Below are 13680 nucleotides of genomic sequence, written 5' to 3' on the forward strand. Positions count from 1 at the left end.
GAACTCCGGGACGAGGCGCGACGACCGGGAATGAAGGCGGCGGGCACGCGGTTATGGAGGCAAAGCACGCGAGGGAGGCACACCGCGCAGGCCCGCGACAGGATTGCGATTTCTGAGCGGGAATGCGATGTTGGGTGCCAGGCGTTGACGTCGGCAGGGCGTGAGACAACTTACAGGCGCTGGGCCTAGGGGTCCCCCCCCTCCCCCTCTGGGCCCACGGAGAGCCGGCAGCAATGCCGGCTCTCCTCTTTTTCCCGGCAGACTTCGCTCGCACCCGCGCCGCGCACACCCTGCGCGAACCACGCACATGCGTTCCGCTCAGCGTCAAGGCCGTCCATCCGCGGTGACGTGGAGCGCCTCATCCAGCGGTTCCACGCTCCGTCCGCCCTACCTCCCCGGCCGAGGTGGACGAGCGCTTGACCCCAGGCGCGGGCCAGCGTACAAGGTCGCGGTTGTCCCACAGCACGGAGTACCGATGCCCGGCACTGACAAGCGCAAGCAGTCCCTGTACTTCCCCGAGGACATGCTGAACGAGATCCAGGCTGAGGCGAACCGGCAGGACCGTTCGCTGTCGTGGATCGTCCAGCAGGCCTGGCGCATCGCCCGGGGCGAGATCATGCGGTTCCCCTCCGTCAACGACGTGCTGTCTGGCGTTGCGCGCGAGGACGAGCGCGAGGAGAAGGGCGGGTAACCACACCCGTTCCGCTCTCTCGCCGGACAGTTACGACGCGCCCGCGCCGGGATTCCGGCTCGGGCGCGATCCGTTTTTTGGCCCTGGCGGGTCGAGGGCGCTACCCTTCGCGGGTCGCCTGCCCTCCCTGCTCCGATGCCCAGATCTCCGCTCATCGACCCTTCCGAAGCGTCCGACGAACCGCTCTCGAGCGAGAGCTTTCACGAGCTCCCTCCGGAGCTCGATGACGAGGAGTTCGACGCCGTCGACGTGCCGACCGGGGACGAGCCCCTGCGCTCCGCCCGCGTGCCGCGGCGGAAGCTGCTCCTTGCCGGCGCCGTCGTCGCAGTCCTGACGCTCCTCGCGGGCGGGCTCCTCGGCTACCGCACCCACCACCGACGGGCCGTGCTGCAGGACGGGCTCGCGCGCGCCGACACCCTGCTGCGACTCGACACCGCAGCCGGCTACCGGGGCGCCGCGACGCTGCTCGAGCCCCTCGCCCAGCTCGATCCCCTCGACGCCGGCGGGGCGCGGGCGTTCGCGCTCGCGATGCTCGCGACCGATTACCGCGACGCCTCGGCGGGGCGCACGGCGGAGCTCCTGCTCGTGGAGCCCATGCGGGCCGACGAGGTCCCGCCGCGGGCGAGCCTCGCGGCCGCGGCCCTCGCGCTCGGACGGCGGGAGGCGGGGGACGCGATGACGGCGGCGGTCCGCGCCGGCGCGCTGCCCGAGGCGCGCGTGATCTCCGGGCGGATCGCCCTGCTCGCCGGCAACATCGCCGCCGCCGTGGAGCCGGTCCAGTCGGCCGCCGAGGCCGGCGCGCCCGCCGCCCTCGCGCTCCGCGGCGACATCCTTCGCCGCACGCGCCGCGATCTCGGCGCCGCCCGCGCGTCCTACGGGGCGGCGCTCTCCGCGTCCCCGATGCACCCCCGCGCCGCCTTCGGGCTCGCGAAGCTCGCGCTCGCCGGACACGCCACGGACGGCGAGGCCGCGACCGCGCTGCGACGCGTCCTCGAGGATCGTGAGCGGACTCCCGGACCCGAGCGTGGCCGCGCCGCGCTCCACCTCGCGGCGCTGCGCCTGCGGGCCGGGGATCGCGCCGGCGCAGACGCGGCGCTCGACGCCGCCGCGCTCGACGCGAGCTCGCGGAGCTGGGCGGAGCGTGCCGCCGCCGTCGAGGCGGCGCAGCGCGGGCCCTACCGCGCGGTGGAGGGCGCGCCCGCGGGGATCCGCAGCGCCAGCGACGACGACCCGCCCGTGCTCCCCGCCGTGGCGCCCGCCCCGCCTCCCCCGCCCCCCGCCGTGGCTCCCGCTCGCCCCGCGCCGAAGCCTTCCGCCAAGGCCCCCGCGGCGAAGGCGAAGACGGCGACCGCGAAGCGCCCAGCCGTGAAGCCCGCCGCGAAGGCGAAGGCGGCGGCCGCCAAGAAGAAGTCCGGCGCCGCCCCGGCGAAGCGCGCGAAGAGCGCCGCTCCCGTGAAGCGGCCCACGAGCCGCACGGCCTCGACGCGGCGCTGAGGCGAGACCGTCGGGGGAGCTCGCTCCCGCGGCGAGGCGCGCCCCGGGGGCTTCTCCGGCGGCGCCAGCGTCCGACCTCACCCTGAGTGAGTACCGCCCGCGCGTCGCGCCGGCGCGCCGCGGCCGCGCGCCCGCCTGCCTGGGCGGTGTCAGCGTCGCCCGCCCGTGCACGACCGCGCGGCAGGGCGTGCCTCGGGCCCGGGCAGCGCCTGCCCCAGACCCGCGGGAATGCGCGCTTCGCAGGCGTTTCTCCGCCGGCATGTCGGCTGCAGAGCGACCCGTCCGGACTCACTCACCCCTGCCCCCCGCCCACCGGAGGACACCTTGAGAAAGCTGCTGCTGTTCGCCATCGCCGCCACGCTGCCCGCCGCCGCCTTCGCGGCCGACCGGGTCGACACCGGCGACACCGCGCTTGTGCTCGTCAGCGCCGGCCTCGTGATGCTCATGACCCCCGGGCTCGCCTTCTTCTACGGCGGGCTCGTCCGCTCCAAGAACGTCGTCCACACCATGAACCTGTCGATCGTGGTGATGGGCATCGCGGGCGTCATCTGGGCGCTCGTGGGCTACAGCCTCGCCTTCTCCCCGGGAGGCGCGCTCGACAAGGTGGTCGGCGGTCTCGGCTGGCTCGGGCTGCGCGGCGTCGGCGACGCGCCCGAGGCGTCGCTCGCGGCGACCGTCCCGCACTCGGCCTTCATGCTGTTCCAGGCGATGTTCGCGGTGATCACCCCCGCGCTCATCTCCGGCGCGATCGTCGAGCGCGTCCGGATGAAGGCGTACATCCTGTTCGTCGCGCTCTGGAGCCTCGTCGTCTACGCGCCGGTCGCGCACTGGGTCTGGGCGCCGGGCGGCTGGCTGCGCGGCCTCGGCGTGCTCGACTTCGCCGGCGGGACCGTGGTGCACATCAACGCCGCGTCCGCGGCGCTCGTGGGCGCGATCCTCATCGGCAAGCGCCGCGGCCTGCGGATGCCGTCCGTGATGCCGCACAACGTGCCGTTCGCGATCCTCGGCATGGGGCTGCTCTGGTTCGGCTGGCTCGGGTTCAACGGCGGCAGCGCGCTCGCCGCGAACGGCCTCGCCGCCACCGGCTTCGTGAACACGTTCTTCGCCCCGGCGGCCGCGGCGCTGACCTGGGGGCTCCTCGAGCTGTTCCTCTACGGCAAGATGTCCGGCGTCGGGCTCGCCTCCGGCGCGGTCGCGGGCATGGTCGCCATCACGCCCGCCGCGGGGTTCATCCAGCCCGTCTCCAGCCTCCTCATGGGCGGCCTCGCCGCGCTGGCCTCGTTCGGCGCGGTGCGCCTGCGCCCGCGCCTCGGGCTCGACGACTCGCTCGACGTCTTCGCCGTCCACGGGGTCGCCGCGACGCTCGGCGCGCTCCTCACCGGGGCGCTCGCCTCGACCGCCGTGAACTCCGCCGGCGCCGACGGCAGCCTCGCCCTCGTCGGGAAGCAGGCGCTCGGCGTGGCGGTGACGATGATCTACTCGGGAGTCCTCTCGTTCGGGCTCTTCAAGCTCGTCGCGCTCGTCACGCCGCTGCGCGCCGACGAGCAGGACGAGTGGACCGGCCTCGATCAGGCCGAGGCCGGCGAGCGCGGGTACATCTCGACCGATCTCGAGTCGTCGTCGGGCGCCGCCAGCCCTCACCACGCGCCGCCGATCGCGGCTCCCCAGCCCGCGGGCACCACCGCGGCGTAGTCCCGTCGCAGCTCCCACACACCCCGGAGACAGATCCTCGATGAAGACCGTCCTGAAGGCGCTCGTCCTCACCGCGCTCGTCGTCGCCGCCCCCGCTGCCCTGGCCACGCCCTCCACCGTGTTCTGGAGCCCGGCGACGACCTACGTGCAGCCGTACCTCGTGCCGCACCTCACGTACGACACGTACTTCGCCGAGCGCGGCGCCTACCAGATCGACACCGGCCTCACGCTCGGCGTGCTGCCGTTCGAGAAGCTGCAGGGCGAGATCGGGTTCGATCTGTTCTACCCGGGGTTCACGAAGAACGGGTTCCTCCTCAACGCGAAGCTCGCCGTGCCGGAGGGCGCGCTCGGCGCCGTCGCGCCGGGGCTGTCCTTCGGGATCCAGAGCCTCGGGTTCGAGAAGGACGTGAACGACTACGACATCCTGCACGCGACGGCGTCGAAGACGTTCCCCGTCGTCGGGACGCTCGCGGTCGGCGGGTACTACGGCCTCAACGACAAGCTGCTCGTGGACGAGAACGGCGGCAAGGAGAACGCCGGCTTCATGGCGAGCTGGACGGGGCCGGAGCTCAAGATCGGCGCGCCCGGCCTGCAGAAGATCGTCCCCTCGGCCGACGTGATGACCGGGAAGAGCGCGCTCGGCGCGGTGGGCGCGGGCGCCGCGTTCTACTTCACGCCGTCCGTGGCGCTGCTCACCGGGCCGGTGTTCTTCCTCAACTCGAAGGTGCAGCCGGGCGGCAGCGACTGGATGTGGTCGTTCCAGCTCGACGCCGACATCGAGCTCCTGGCGAAGCGCTGAGCCGCAGCGGGTGGGCCGCAGCGGTCCCGCGGGGTGTCTCCGGCGACGGGGGCGCCCCGCGGTCTTTTCTGGGACCAGCGGGCCGTCGAGAGGAGCCGCCCGGCCGCGTCCCGACGTGCGGCCCGGACGGCGCCGCGAAGCGACGGCCAGCTACGGCGCGAGCTGCGCGAGCAGCGTGTCGAACACGAACAGCTCGACGCGCTCGCGCTCCTCGGGCGAGAGCCCGATCATCTGGAACGAGACGCGGACGTTGCCCGCGTTCGGCTTCGCGTCGGTGACGCGCGCGTGGCCGGAGAGCGCCTCGGCGCCGGGCAGCCGCAGCGAGAAGCGGGCCTCGTCGCCGAGCGGCGGCGCCTTCGCGAGGAGGCAGGAGAAGCCCCCGGTCGAGAGGTCGAGCGTGATGGCGCGCTCACGCGAGGTGAGGAGATCGAGATCGAGCTGGAGGGCGCGCGCGACGCGGATCGCCTGGCGCGGCGGCTGCCCCTGGGCGACCGTGAGCCGCTGCGCCGCGAGGAGGGCGCGCGCGAGCTCGTCGCGGCCGGCGTGGTAGTCGTCCCGCTCGATCCCCACGAGCGTGCCCTTGCGGGCCTTCTCGTGCAGGGTCCGGAACGCGGAGAGCCAGGCGGCGAGGGTCGTCACGAGAGGCTCCTCAGAGCGACTTCTTGAGCTCGGGCGCCGGCTTGAAGCCGACGGTCTTGGTGGGGGCGATGCGGATCTCGGCGCCCGTGCGCGGGTTGCGACCGACGCGGCCGGCGCGCTTCTTCACGGCGAAGGTGCCGAAGCCGGGCATCGTGAACCGCTTGTCCTTGCGGATGCCCTTCGCGAGGTGCTCGAAGAGCGTGTCCACGAGCAGGCCCACCTGGCGCCGCGAGAGATCGCCGTGAGCCGCCTGCACCTTCTCGATGAGCTCCGCCTTCGTCATGCGTTTCCCCGGGAGAGGGAGCGGAAGCTAGCCTCGGCCCCGCGGGTCGGTCAAGCGACGCGCCGGCTTGACACGCGACGCCCCGCCCGCGCCGCCGGAGCGAGCGCGGCCCGCGGCCGGGCCCTCCCCGGGCGGCACCTCAGGCGATGCCGAGGATGCGCCGCGCCTCCGCCGGCGTCGCGAGCTCGCGCCCGGCGCGCGCGGCCAGGTCCACCGCGAGCGACACGAGCGCGTCCGAGCCCTTCGCGAGGACGCCCTTCGCGGCGTACAGGTTGTCCTCCAGGCCGACGCGCACGTGGCCGCCCAGCGCGAGCGCGAGCTCGGCCATGGGCAGCTGGAACCGCCCCACGCCGGCGATGCTCCAGTGGGTGGGCTCCGGCAGCCCCTCGAGCAGGAACCGGACGTTGCGCTCGCTCGCGGACATGCCGCCCGGCACGCCGAGCACGAACTGCACGTGATAGGGCGCGGCGAGGTGGCCCTTCTCGAGGAGCCAGCGGAGCGTGTCGAGCATCCCCGCGTCGTAGACCTCGCACTCCGGGACGAGGCGACGCTCGCGCAGCCGCCCGGCGATCCGGACGATGTCGGGCCGCGCGTTCTGGAAGACCTCGTCCCCGAAGTTCATCGTGCCGAGGTTGAGGGTGCCCATCTCGGCGCCGTCCACGAGCGAGCCGAGCCGCTCGTCCACGGACATGCCGACCGCGCCGCCGGTGGAGCACTGGATCACGACGTCGCTGCCCGCCTGACGGATGCGGTTGATGATCTCGCGGAAGTGCTCGGGCCGCTGCGAGGCGCGGCCGTCCGGCCAGCGCGCGTGCAGGTGGACCGCCGCGGCGCCGGCGCGCCAAGCGTCCACGGCGGCCCGCGCGATCTCGGCGGGCGTGTAGGGCACGGCGGGGTTCTGCTCGCGCGTCACCTCTGCGCCGACCACGGCGGCGGTGACGATCACCTTCTCGGCCATCGTGGCTCCTCCTACCGCAACGGGCCGCGCCCTCGCCCGTTCATGACGGATGTCGCCGGATCAACGCACCTCTACCTCGGGAACCGCTGCTTGTCCTTGGGGACGACGCAGGTGCCGGTCGCCCGGCAGACCACCACCGGCGGCGCGAGCACCTCGGCGGCGCTGTCGGACAGGTCCGGGCGAGGCGAGACGACCTTCCGCGCCTCGAACCGCATCGCGCGCGAGGTGTTCCCCGCCTTCACGATCTCGCCCTCGGCCTCGACGTAGTCGCCGGCGTGGACGGGCGCGAGGAACTCGACCGCGTCGTACGCGCGGAACAGCCCCTCGTCGCCGTCGTGGCGGATGAGGAGCTCCGTCGCCACGTCGCCGAAGAGCGCGAGCATCCGCGCGCCGTCGACGAGCGCGCCGCCGTAGTGCGCGTCCGCCTGGGACATGCGCAGCCGGAGGGTCACCTTCTCGTGCAGCGGCATCAGTGCATCTCCTTGCCCATGCGCTTCAGCACCGCGCCGACGATGAAGTTCGCCACCTCCGACGGCCTCGTGCCCGGGCCGAAGCCGGCGTCGTAGCCGAGCTCGACGGCGAGGCGGTGATCGATGCGCGGCCCGCCCAGGATCGCCGTCACCCGGCCGCGGATCCCGAGCCGCTCGAGCTCGCGGAGGAGCTGCCGCGCGTTCTCCTTGTGGACGTCGCGCTGGGTCACCACCTGCGAGACAAGCACCGCGTCCGCCTCCCGCTCCTTGCAGACACGCGCGAGCTGGGCGTTCTCCACCTGCGCGCCGAGGTTCGCCGCCTCGAAGCAGGCGTAGCGCTCGAGCCCGTAGTCGCCGGCGAAGCCCTTCATGTTCATGATCGCGTCGATCCCGACCGCGTGCGCGTCGGAGCCGGTGCACGCGCCGATGACCACCATCCGCCGCCCGACCTCGCGCAGCGCGTACTCGTTCAGCTCGTCGAAGCCCTTCTTCCGGACGACCACCTCGGGGACGGAGAGCGCGGCGTAGTCCACCGAGACCGAGGTCCGGCCGTAGACGACGAAGAAGGTGTACTGCTCCGCCGCCGGCTCCATCGAGGCGACGTGCACCTGGTCCATCCCCATCTTGCGGGCGAGCTCGGCCGCGGCCTCCCGCGCGCGCTCCCCCGGCGGCACGGGCAGGACGAACGAGAGCTGCACGACGCCGTCGTCGCGGCGGTCGCCGTAGGGCCGGACGATCTGCCCGGGCTCCCAGTCGCGCGGCCTCACGCCTGCCCTCCGATCTTCGCGCTCTGCACGAGCGTGCGGTACGCCTCCACCGCCTCGGCGGCCGCGGGCGAGCGCGCGGTGAAGAAGAGCTGGTACTGGGTGCCGCCGTCGCAGGCCGCGTACGCCCAGACGTGCCAGCCGCCGGAGTCGCCCTCGAGCGTGACGGCGCTGACGCCGGCGAGGCGGGTCGGGTGCCGGCGCACGCGCTCGAGCGCCGCTCCGCGCTTCAGGAACTCCTCGGCGCCGGCGAGGCAGGCCTGCTCGTCGGCGTAGCTCGTGCCCGGCGTCGAGATCTCCATCCGCGCGCTGCCGTCCGGCGCCTCGAGGGTGAGGTGCTGCTCGCCGCCGGACGCCCCCCAGGCCGCGGGCGCCTCGAAGCGGAGGGCGTGGACCGAGTAGACGAGCCAGCCGTCCCTCCCGCTCGGCACGCCCCTCGGCGCGGGCGAGAGCGCCTGGCGGACGGTGGCGCACCCGGAGAGCGTCGCGACGGCGACGCAGAGGACGAGGGCGGCGCGGGTGGCGCGCGGAAACGCGGAGTGGCTCATCTCGCCTCCATGATCTCGAGGAACGGGTTGAAGTAGCGGGGGCCGCGCTCGAGGACGCCGGCGAGCCCCTTGCCGCCGTCCTCCTCGCGCGCGACGTCGCCGAAGCGCGCCTTCCCGATGGCCCGGAAGAGCCCGTCGCGGGCGACCTCCTCGAGGAGCGCCAGCGCCTCGCGGAGCGTCTCCTGGGCGCGGCGCTGCACCATGCCGTCGGGGCGGAACGTGATCTCCGCGCCCATCGAGCGCCAGGCCCGGTAGACGTAGTCGGCGCTCTTCAGCGCGACGTAGCGATCCATGAGGAAGGGGTTGTGCATCGCCTCGGTCATCATGCCGAGGAGCTGGATCCCCTGCCCCGTCACGTAGCCCACGACGTCCGCCATGACGTCGTACGCGTGGCTGAAGAAGATGTCGCCCTGCTTGTGCTTCGTGGGCGGCATGTACTTGATGGGCGCCTCCGGGAAGAGGGTGCGGACGAGGAGCGCCTGCGCGAACTCGCGGGCGACGGTGTCCTCGCGCGCCGGATCGATCTCGAAGGAGTGGCCGAGGCCGATGAGCCGGTCGGGGAGGCCGGCGCGGTGGGCGAAGCTCTCGTTCACGAACTGGGAGGCGATGACGGTGTGCGCCGCCTCGTCCGCGTCCGCGGTGGTGATGTAGTTGTCCTCGCCGGTGTTGATGACGACGTCCGCGAGCGCGCAGATGCGGCGCGAGAAGTACTGATCGCAGAGCGTCCGCTTCATGTTGATGTCGCGGAAGAGGATGCCGTACATCGCGTCGTTGAGCAGCATGTCGAGCCGCTCCCACGCCGCGGCGAACGCGATCTCCGGCATGCAGAGCCCGGAGGAGTAGTTCGTGAGGTGCACGTAGCGCCTGAGGCGGCGCGACTCGTCGTCGAGCGCCTCGCGCATGATGCGGAAGTTCTCCTGCGTCGCGTACGTGCCGCCGTACCCCTCGGTCGTGGCGCCGTGCGGCACGTAGTCGAGGAGCGACTGCGCCGTCGAGCGGATCACCGCGATGACGTCGGCGCCGGACTGGGCCGCCGCGAGGGCCTGCTCCACGTCGTCGTGGATGTTGCCGGTCGCGACGATGAGGTACTTGTGGGGCCGCGGGCCGACGCCCAGCTCGTCCCTGAGCGCGTCGCGCCGGCGGACGCGGGCGCGGAGCTCGTCCACGTTCGCGCGCGCCTCGCGGCGCATCTCCTCGAGCATCGCCCGCTCCTCCGCCTCGGGGAGCGGCTCGGGGCTCGAGGGCAGCGCCACGAGCCGCTCGACGACACCCATCGGATCGGTCGCGCCGCGCCGCAGCGCGTAGCCCATCCAGTAGGCCGCGCCGCGCCCGAGGAGCCGCTTCTCGTGGAGCGCGTCCACCGCGAGGTTCACGAGCGGCACGCCGCGCGGGCCGGCGTCGTGCAGGCCGTAGAGGCGCAGCACCGTGCGCTCGATCGAGACGGTCGAGTGGCGGCCCACGAACTCCAGCACCTGGGCGGTGACCTGGTCGGCGAGCGCGCGGCAGCGGTCGACGACGGCGCGATCGAGCGGGAGGTCCGGGACTTGGCGGCCGTCGGGGAGCAGCATGGCGCATGGATTAGGCCGGACGGCCCACGAGGGCAAGGTTCCGGCCGGGCCTCGGCGGGGCGTCACGAAGAGCGCGGAGGTGGGTCCGTCCGGACGCCCCCGCAGACCTCCCCGTCGTCGCCGCGGACCCGGACGCGGACGAGGGCGCCGCGCGCGTCGCCTGCCGCCGGATCGGCCGCCCACCGCACCGTCGCGTACTCGCGCGAGGTGCCCCGCGCGACGCCGTCCTCCACCCGCTCGACCACGACCTCCAGCTCCCGGCCGCGCAGGCCGCCGAGGAAGGCCCGCCACCGGCGGTCGGACAGGGCGATGAGCTCCCGCGCGCGGGCCCGAGCGACCGCCGCGGGCGCTGCGCCGGGGAGCGCCGCGGCGTCCGTGCCGGGCCGCGGCGAGAACGGGAAGACGTGGAGATACGCGAGCGGGAGCGCCTCGACGAGCGCGACGGTGGCGCGGTGGTCCGCGTCGGTCTCGCCGGGGAAGCCGGTGAGGACGTCGGCGCCGAGGCACGCGCCGGGGAGGCGCGCGGCCGCCTCGAGCACGGCGCGGCGGTAGCCGTCTGCGCGGTACGGCCGGCGCATGGCGGCGAGGACGCGATCCGAGCCGCTCTGGAGCGGCAGGTGAAGGTGCGCGCACAGTGAAGGAGTCACCTCGGGGTCGGCGAGGAGCTCCTGCGGGACCTCCAGCGGCTCGATCGAGGAGAGGCGGAGCCGCGCCGCGAGCCCACCGTGGACGGCCGCGCGGACGAGCTCCGCGAGCGAGGAGCGCGGGGAGAGATCGCGGCCGTACGCGCCGAGGTGGACGCCGGTGAGGACGAGCTCGGGGTTGCGCGCGCCGAGCAGCGCCAGCCGGCGGAGCGCCTCGTCGAGCGGGAGGGAGCGCGAGCCGCCGCGCGCGAGCGGCACGACGCAGTAGCTGCAGCGCGCGTCGCAGCCGTCCTGGATCTTGACGAACGGGCGGGTGTGACGGGCGCGGACGAGCGGCGCGTTCCCCCACTCCGCCGCGAGGGCCGCGGCGGCCTCCCCCACCCGCTCGCCGGGCGCCCCCGGCGCGACGGCGCCCGGGCCGCGCGCGACCAGCCGGGCGACCGTGCCCGCGACCTCCGCCTGCGAGCGCGCCCCGATCACCGCCGCGACCCCGGGCAGCGCGGCGAGCACCTCGGGACGGACCTGCGCGTAGCACCCCGCGGCGACGATGGCCGCCCCCGGGTGATCGCGCGCGGCCCGGCGGATCGCCTGACGGGCGGCCGCGTCGGCGTCGGCCGTGATGGTGCAGGTGTTCACCACGACCACGTCGGCGCGCTCGCCGGCGCGCGCGACCGAGAGGCCGTCCCCGAGCGCGCTCGCGAGGGCGTCCGCGTCGGCCCGGCTCACGCGGCAGCCGAGCGCGATGATCGCCACCCGCGGGCGGAGCGGCTCAGACGATGCGTCCACCGCCGAGCACCTCGTCGCCGCCGTAGAAGACCGCCGCCTGGCCCGGCGCGACCCCGCGGACGGGCCGCGCGAGCCGGACCTCCGCCCCGCCGCCCGACGGCGTCACCGTCCCGAGCTCGCCCTCGTGGCGGTGGCGGATCTTCACGCGCGCGGAGAGCGCGCCCGGCGGCGGCGCGCCCGCGACCCAGCGCACCTCCGCGACCTCGAAGCGATCGCGAGACGCCTCCTCGGAGCTGCCCACCACGACCCGCGCGGCCTCCGGCTCGAGGCGCACGACGTAGCGCGGCGCGGGGCCGGCGATCCCGAGCCCGCGCCGCTGGCCGACCGTGAAGCGGTGCACGCCGTCGTGCCGCCCGAGCACCTCGCCCGCGGTGGAGACGATCTCCCCCGCCCGCACCTCCCCAGGCGCGCGGAGCGCGACGAAGTCGCCGGCGTCGCCCTGCGTCACGAAGCAGATCTCCTGCGACTCCGCCTTCCCGGCGTTGGGGAGCCCCGCCCGCGCCGCGGCGGCGCGGACGTCGCGCTTCGCGAGGTCGCCGACCGGGAAGAGCACGTCGCGCAGCGCGTCCTGGCCGAGGCCGTAGAGGAAGTAGGTCTGGTCCTTCGCCGGATCGCCCGCGGTGCAGAGCGCGAGGCGGCCGCCGCGCCGCTCGACGCGCGCGTAGTGGCCGGTGGCGAGCTTCGCGCCGAGGGCGCGCGCGCGGGCGAGCAGCCAGTCGAACTTCACGTCCGAGTTGCACGCCACGCACGGGTTCGGGGTGCGGCCCTCGACGTAGTCGCGCACGAAGGGATCGATGACCCGCTCGCGGAAGCGCGCCTCCACGTTGGCGACGTAGAACGGGATGCCGAGCCGGCGGGCCGCGGCCCGCGCGTCCTCCAGATCGTCGGGGGCGCAGCAGGACCGGCCGCGCCGGGCGTCCGAGTAGTCGGCGACGCGCATGGACACGCCGATGACCTCGTGCCCCTCGGCGACGAGGAGCGCGGCGGCGGTGGAGGAGTCGACTCCCCCGGAGAGGGCGACGAGGACGCGCATCGGTCGAGAGGCCTCGGCGGGCGGTGTACCCGCCTCCGGCCGCCGGATCAAGCGAGGGTGGCGGCGGGCGTGGTGCTGCCGGTCGCGGGCCGATCGGCCGGCCGCACCGGGATCTCGAGCACGAACTTCGAGCCGGTGAACTGCCGCGTGAGGGAGCCGGGCTGGGTGCGCGGCGGACTCTCCACCCAGACGCGCCCGCCGTGCGCCTCGGCGATGCGGCGGGCCACCGGCAGGCCGAGGCCCGAGCCCGGCGCGCGCGCGTCGTCCCGCCCGCGCGCGTGCGCGTGGTGGAGCGGCTCGAAGATCCGCTCCTGCTCGCCGCCGCGGATGCCCGGCCCCTGGTCGTACACGGTGTAGCGAACCTTGCCTGGGGGGCGCGTGACCTCTACCAGCACCTCGCCGCCGTGGGGCGAGAACTTCACCGCGTTCGACACGAGGTTCGCCACGGCCTGGCGGAGCTTGCGCGGATCGGCGATCACCACCCCGCCTCCGCCGTGCGCGACCACGACGTGCAGCCGCGCGTCGCGGATCATCGAGCGCTGCTCCGCGACGGCGTCGTCGGCGAGCTGGTCCGGATCCACCGGTCCCTCGAGGACGGGTGCCTGGCCGGCCTCCAGGCTCGCGAAGTCGGAGAGGTTGTCGACGATGCGGGTGAGGCGGGTCACCGACTGGATCATCGAGTCGACGATCCGGCGCTGCTGCGGCGACATGGGCCCGAGCTTCTCGGACGAGAGGATGCGCAGGTAGCCGGCGAGCGGCGTGAGGGGGGTCGAGAGCTCGTGGGCGAGGTTGTGCATGAACGCGCTCTTCAGCGCGTCCGCCTCGACGAGCCGGGCGTTCGCCCGCCGGGAGCCGCTGACGGCGGACTCGAGGTGCGAGGCCATGAGGCCGGACAGCGCGCGCAGCCGCTCTCGCTCGCCCTCCGCGGGGAGCCGCTCGCGCTTGCCCGCGAGGAACTCGCGGACCTCCTCGGAGAGCGTCCCGTCGAGGCGGTCGCGCTCGAGGAAGCCGTCCGCGCCCGCCGCGAGCGCGACGTCGTGATCGTCGCGCGACTCGCCCACCGCGACGATGGGGACCTCCTCGAGCGCCTTCTCGCGCTTGAGGCGCGCGGCGAGCTCGAACCCCTCGAGGTCCGGCAGGTGGACGTCGGCGAGGATGAGGTCGGGCCGGGACGTGAGGGCGCGCTCGATGCCCTCGAGCCCGGAGGCGCTCGTGTCGACGGCGTAACCGTCCTGCTCCAGGCGGGACTTCACCCGCGCCCGGACGTCGGCGTCTCCCTCGATGCACAGCACGCGGCGCGGCATGTCGTTC

At 74.4% G+C, this 13680-nt stretch carries 14 protein-coding genes; 4 read left to right on the forward strand and 10 right to left on the reverse strand.

What is annotated here, in order from left to right; translation table 11 throughout:
• Nucleotides 1-475: 475 nt before the first annotated feature.
• From MLV88_RS04080 to MLV88_RS04095, 4 genes are all read left to right on the forward strand, one after another.
• Nucleotides 476-691: a TIGR04563 family protein gene (locus MLV88_RS04080; RefSeq protein WP_012097128.1), complete on the forward strand. Its 216-nt coding sequence runs from the start codon at nucleotides 476-478 to the stop codon at nucleotides 689-691.
• 135 nt (nucleotides 692-826) lie between these two features.
• Nucleotides 827-2185 carry a hypothetical protein gene (locus MLV88_RS04085; RefSeq protein ID WP_242355503.1) on the forward strand — a complete coding sequence of 453 codons (1359 nt, stop codon included), beginning with the start codon at nucleotides 827-829 and terminating at the stop codon, nucleotides 2183-2185.
• A 324-nt stretch (nucleotides 2186-2509) separates the two neighbouring features.
• The gene (locus MLV88_RS04090) at nucleotides 2510-3877 is read left to right on the forward strand and encodes an ammonium transporter (protein ID WP_255821266.1); all 1368 of its coding nucleotides are present in this window, start codon (nucleotides 2510-2512) and stop codon (nucleotides 3875-3877) included.
• A 40-nt stretch (nucleotides 3878-3917) separates the two neighbouring features.
• Entirely contained in the window at nucleotides 3918-4676 is a 759-nt protein-coding gene (locus MLV88_RS04095; RefSeq protein WP_242338049.1) for a hypothetical protein, read from the forward strand.
• A gap of 150 nt (nucleotides 4677-4826) precedes the next feature.
• On the opposite strand, the gene MLV88_RS04100 is transcribed toward MLV88_RS04095, so the two are convergent.
• The 10 genes from MLV88_RS04100 to MLV88_RS04145 all read right to left on the reverse strand — a co-directional run bounded on the left by MLV88_RS04100 (nucleotide 4827) and on the right by MLV88_RS04145 (nucleotide 13673).
• Nucleotides 4827-5315, reverse strand: a complete 489-nt coding sequence (locus tag MLV88_RS04100; protein WP_242338051.1) for a PilZ domain-containing protein — start codon at nucleotides 5313-5315, stop codon at nucleotides 4827-4829.
• A 10-nt stretch (nucleotides 5316-5325) separates the two neighbouring features.
• The gene (locus tag MLV88_RS04105) at nucleotides 5326-5598 is read right to left on the reverse strand and encodes an HU family DNA-binding protein (protein ID WP_242338053.1); all 273 of its coding nucleotides are present in this window, start codon (nucleotides 5596-5598) and stop codon (nucleotides 5326-5328) included.
• 139 nt (nucleotides 5599-5737) lie between these two features.
• Entirely contained in the window at nucleotides 5738-6556 is an 819-nt protein-coding gene (locus tag MLV88_RS04110) for a BKACE family enzyme (RefSeq protein WP_242338055.1), read from the reverse strand.
• A 71-nt stretch (nucleotides 6557-6627) separates the two neighbouring features.
• Nucleotides 6628-7026 (reverse strand): 3-aminobutyryl-CoA ammonia lyase, encoded by a 399-nt coding sequence (gene kal / locus MLV88_RS04115; RefSeq protein ID WP_242338057.1) that lies wholly within the window; start codon nucleotides 7024-7026, stop codon nucleotides 6628-6630.
• Nucleotides 7026-7793, reverse strand: a complete 768-nt coding sequence (gene kamE / locus MLV88_RS04120; protein WP_242338058.1) for a lysine 5,6-aminomutase subunit beta — start codon at nucleotides 7791-7793, stop codon at nucleotides 7026-7028. The genes kal and kamE overlap by 1 nt, the downstream gene beginning before the upstream one ends.
• The gene (locus tag MLV88_RS04125; RefSeq protein WP_242338060.1) at nucleotides 7790-8338 is read right to left on the reverse strand and encodes a hypothetical protein; all 549 of its coding nucleotides are present in this window, start codon (nucleotides 8336-8338) and stop codon (nucleotides 7790-7792) included. Before MLV88_RS04125 ends, kamE begins: the two co-directional genes overlap by 4 nt.
• Nucleotides 8335-9906: a lysine 5,6-aminomutase subunit alpha gene (gene kamD / locus MLV88_RS04130; RefSeq protein ID WP_242338062.1), complete on the reverse strand. Its 1572-nt coding sequence runs from the start codon at nucleotides 9904-9906 to the stop codon at nucleotides 8335-8337. Before kamD ends, MLV88_RS04125 begins: the two co-directional genes overlap by 4 nt.
• 62 nt (nucleotides 9907-9968) lie before the next feature.
• Nucleotides 9969-11336, reverse strand: a complete 1368-nt coding sequence (locus MLV88_RS04135) for a MiaB/RimO family radical SAM methylthiotransferase (protein ID WP_242360122.1) — start codon at nucleotides 11334-11336, stop codon at nucleotides 9969-9971.
• Nucleotides 11320-12369, reverse strand: a complete 1050-nt coding sequence (mnmA, locus tag MLV88_RS04140) for a tRNA 2-thiouridine(34) synthase MnmA (protein ID WP_242338066.1) — start codon at nucleotides 12367-12369, stop codon at nucleotides 11320-11322. The genes MLV88_RS04135 and mnmA overlap by 17 nt, the downstream gene beginning before the upstream one ends.
• 47 nt (nucleotides 12370-12416) lie before the next feature.
• Nucleotides 12417-13673 (reverse strand): hybrid sensor histidine kinase/response regulator, encoded by a 1257-nt coding sequence (locus MLV88_RS04145; protein WP_242338068.1) that lies wholly within the window; start codon nucleotides 13671-13673, stop codon nucleotides 12417-12419.
• Nucleotides 13674-13680 lie beyond the last annotated feature (7 nt).

It is taken from the genome of Anaeromyxobacter soli (genome assembly GCF_022808855.1).
GTDB classification, from domain to species: domain Bacteria; phylum Myxococcota; class Myxococcia; order Myxococcales; family Anaeromyxobacteraceae; genus Anaeromyxobacter; species Anaeromyxobacter soli.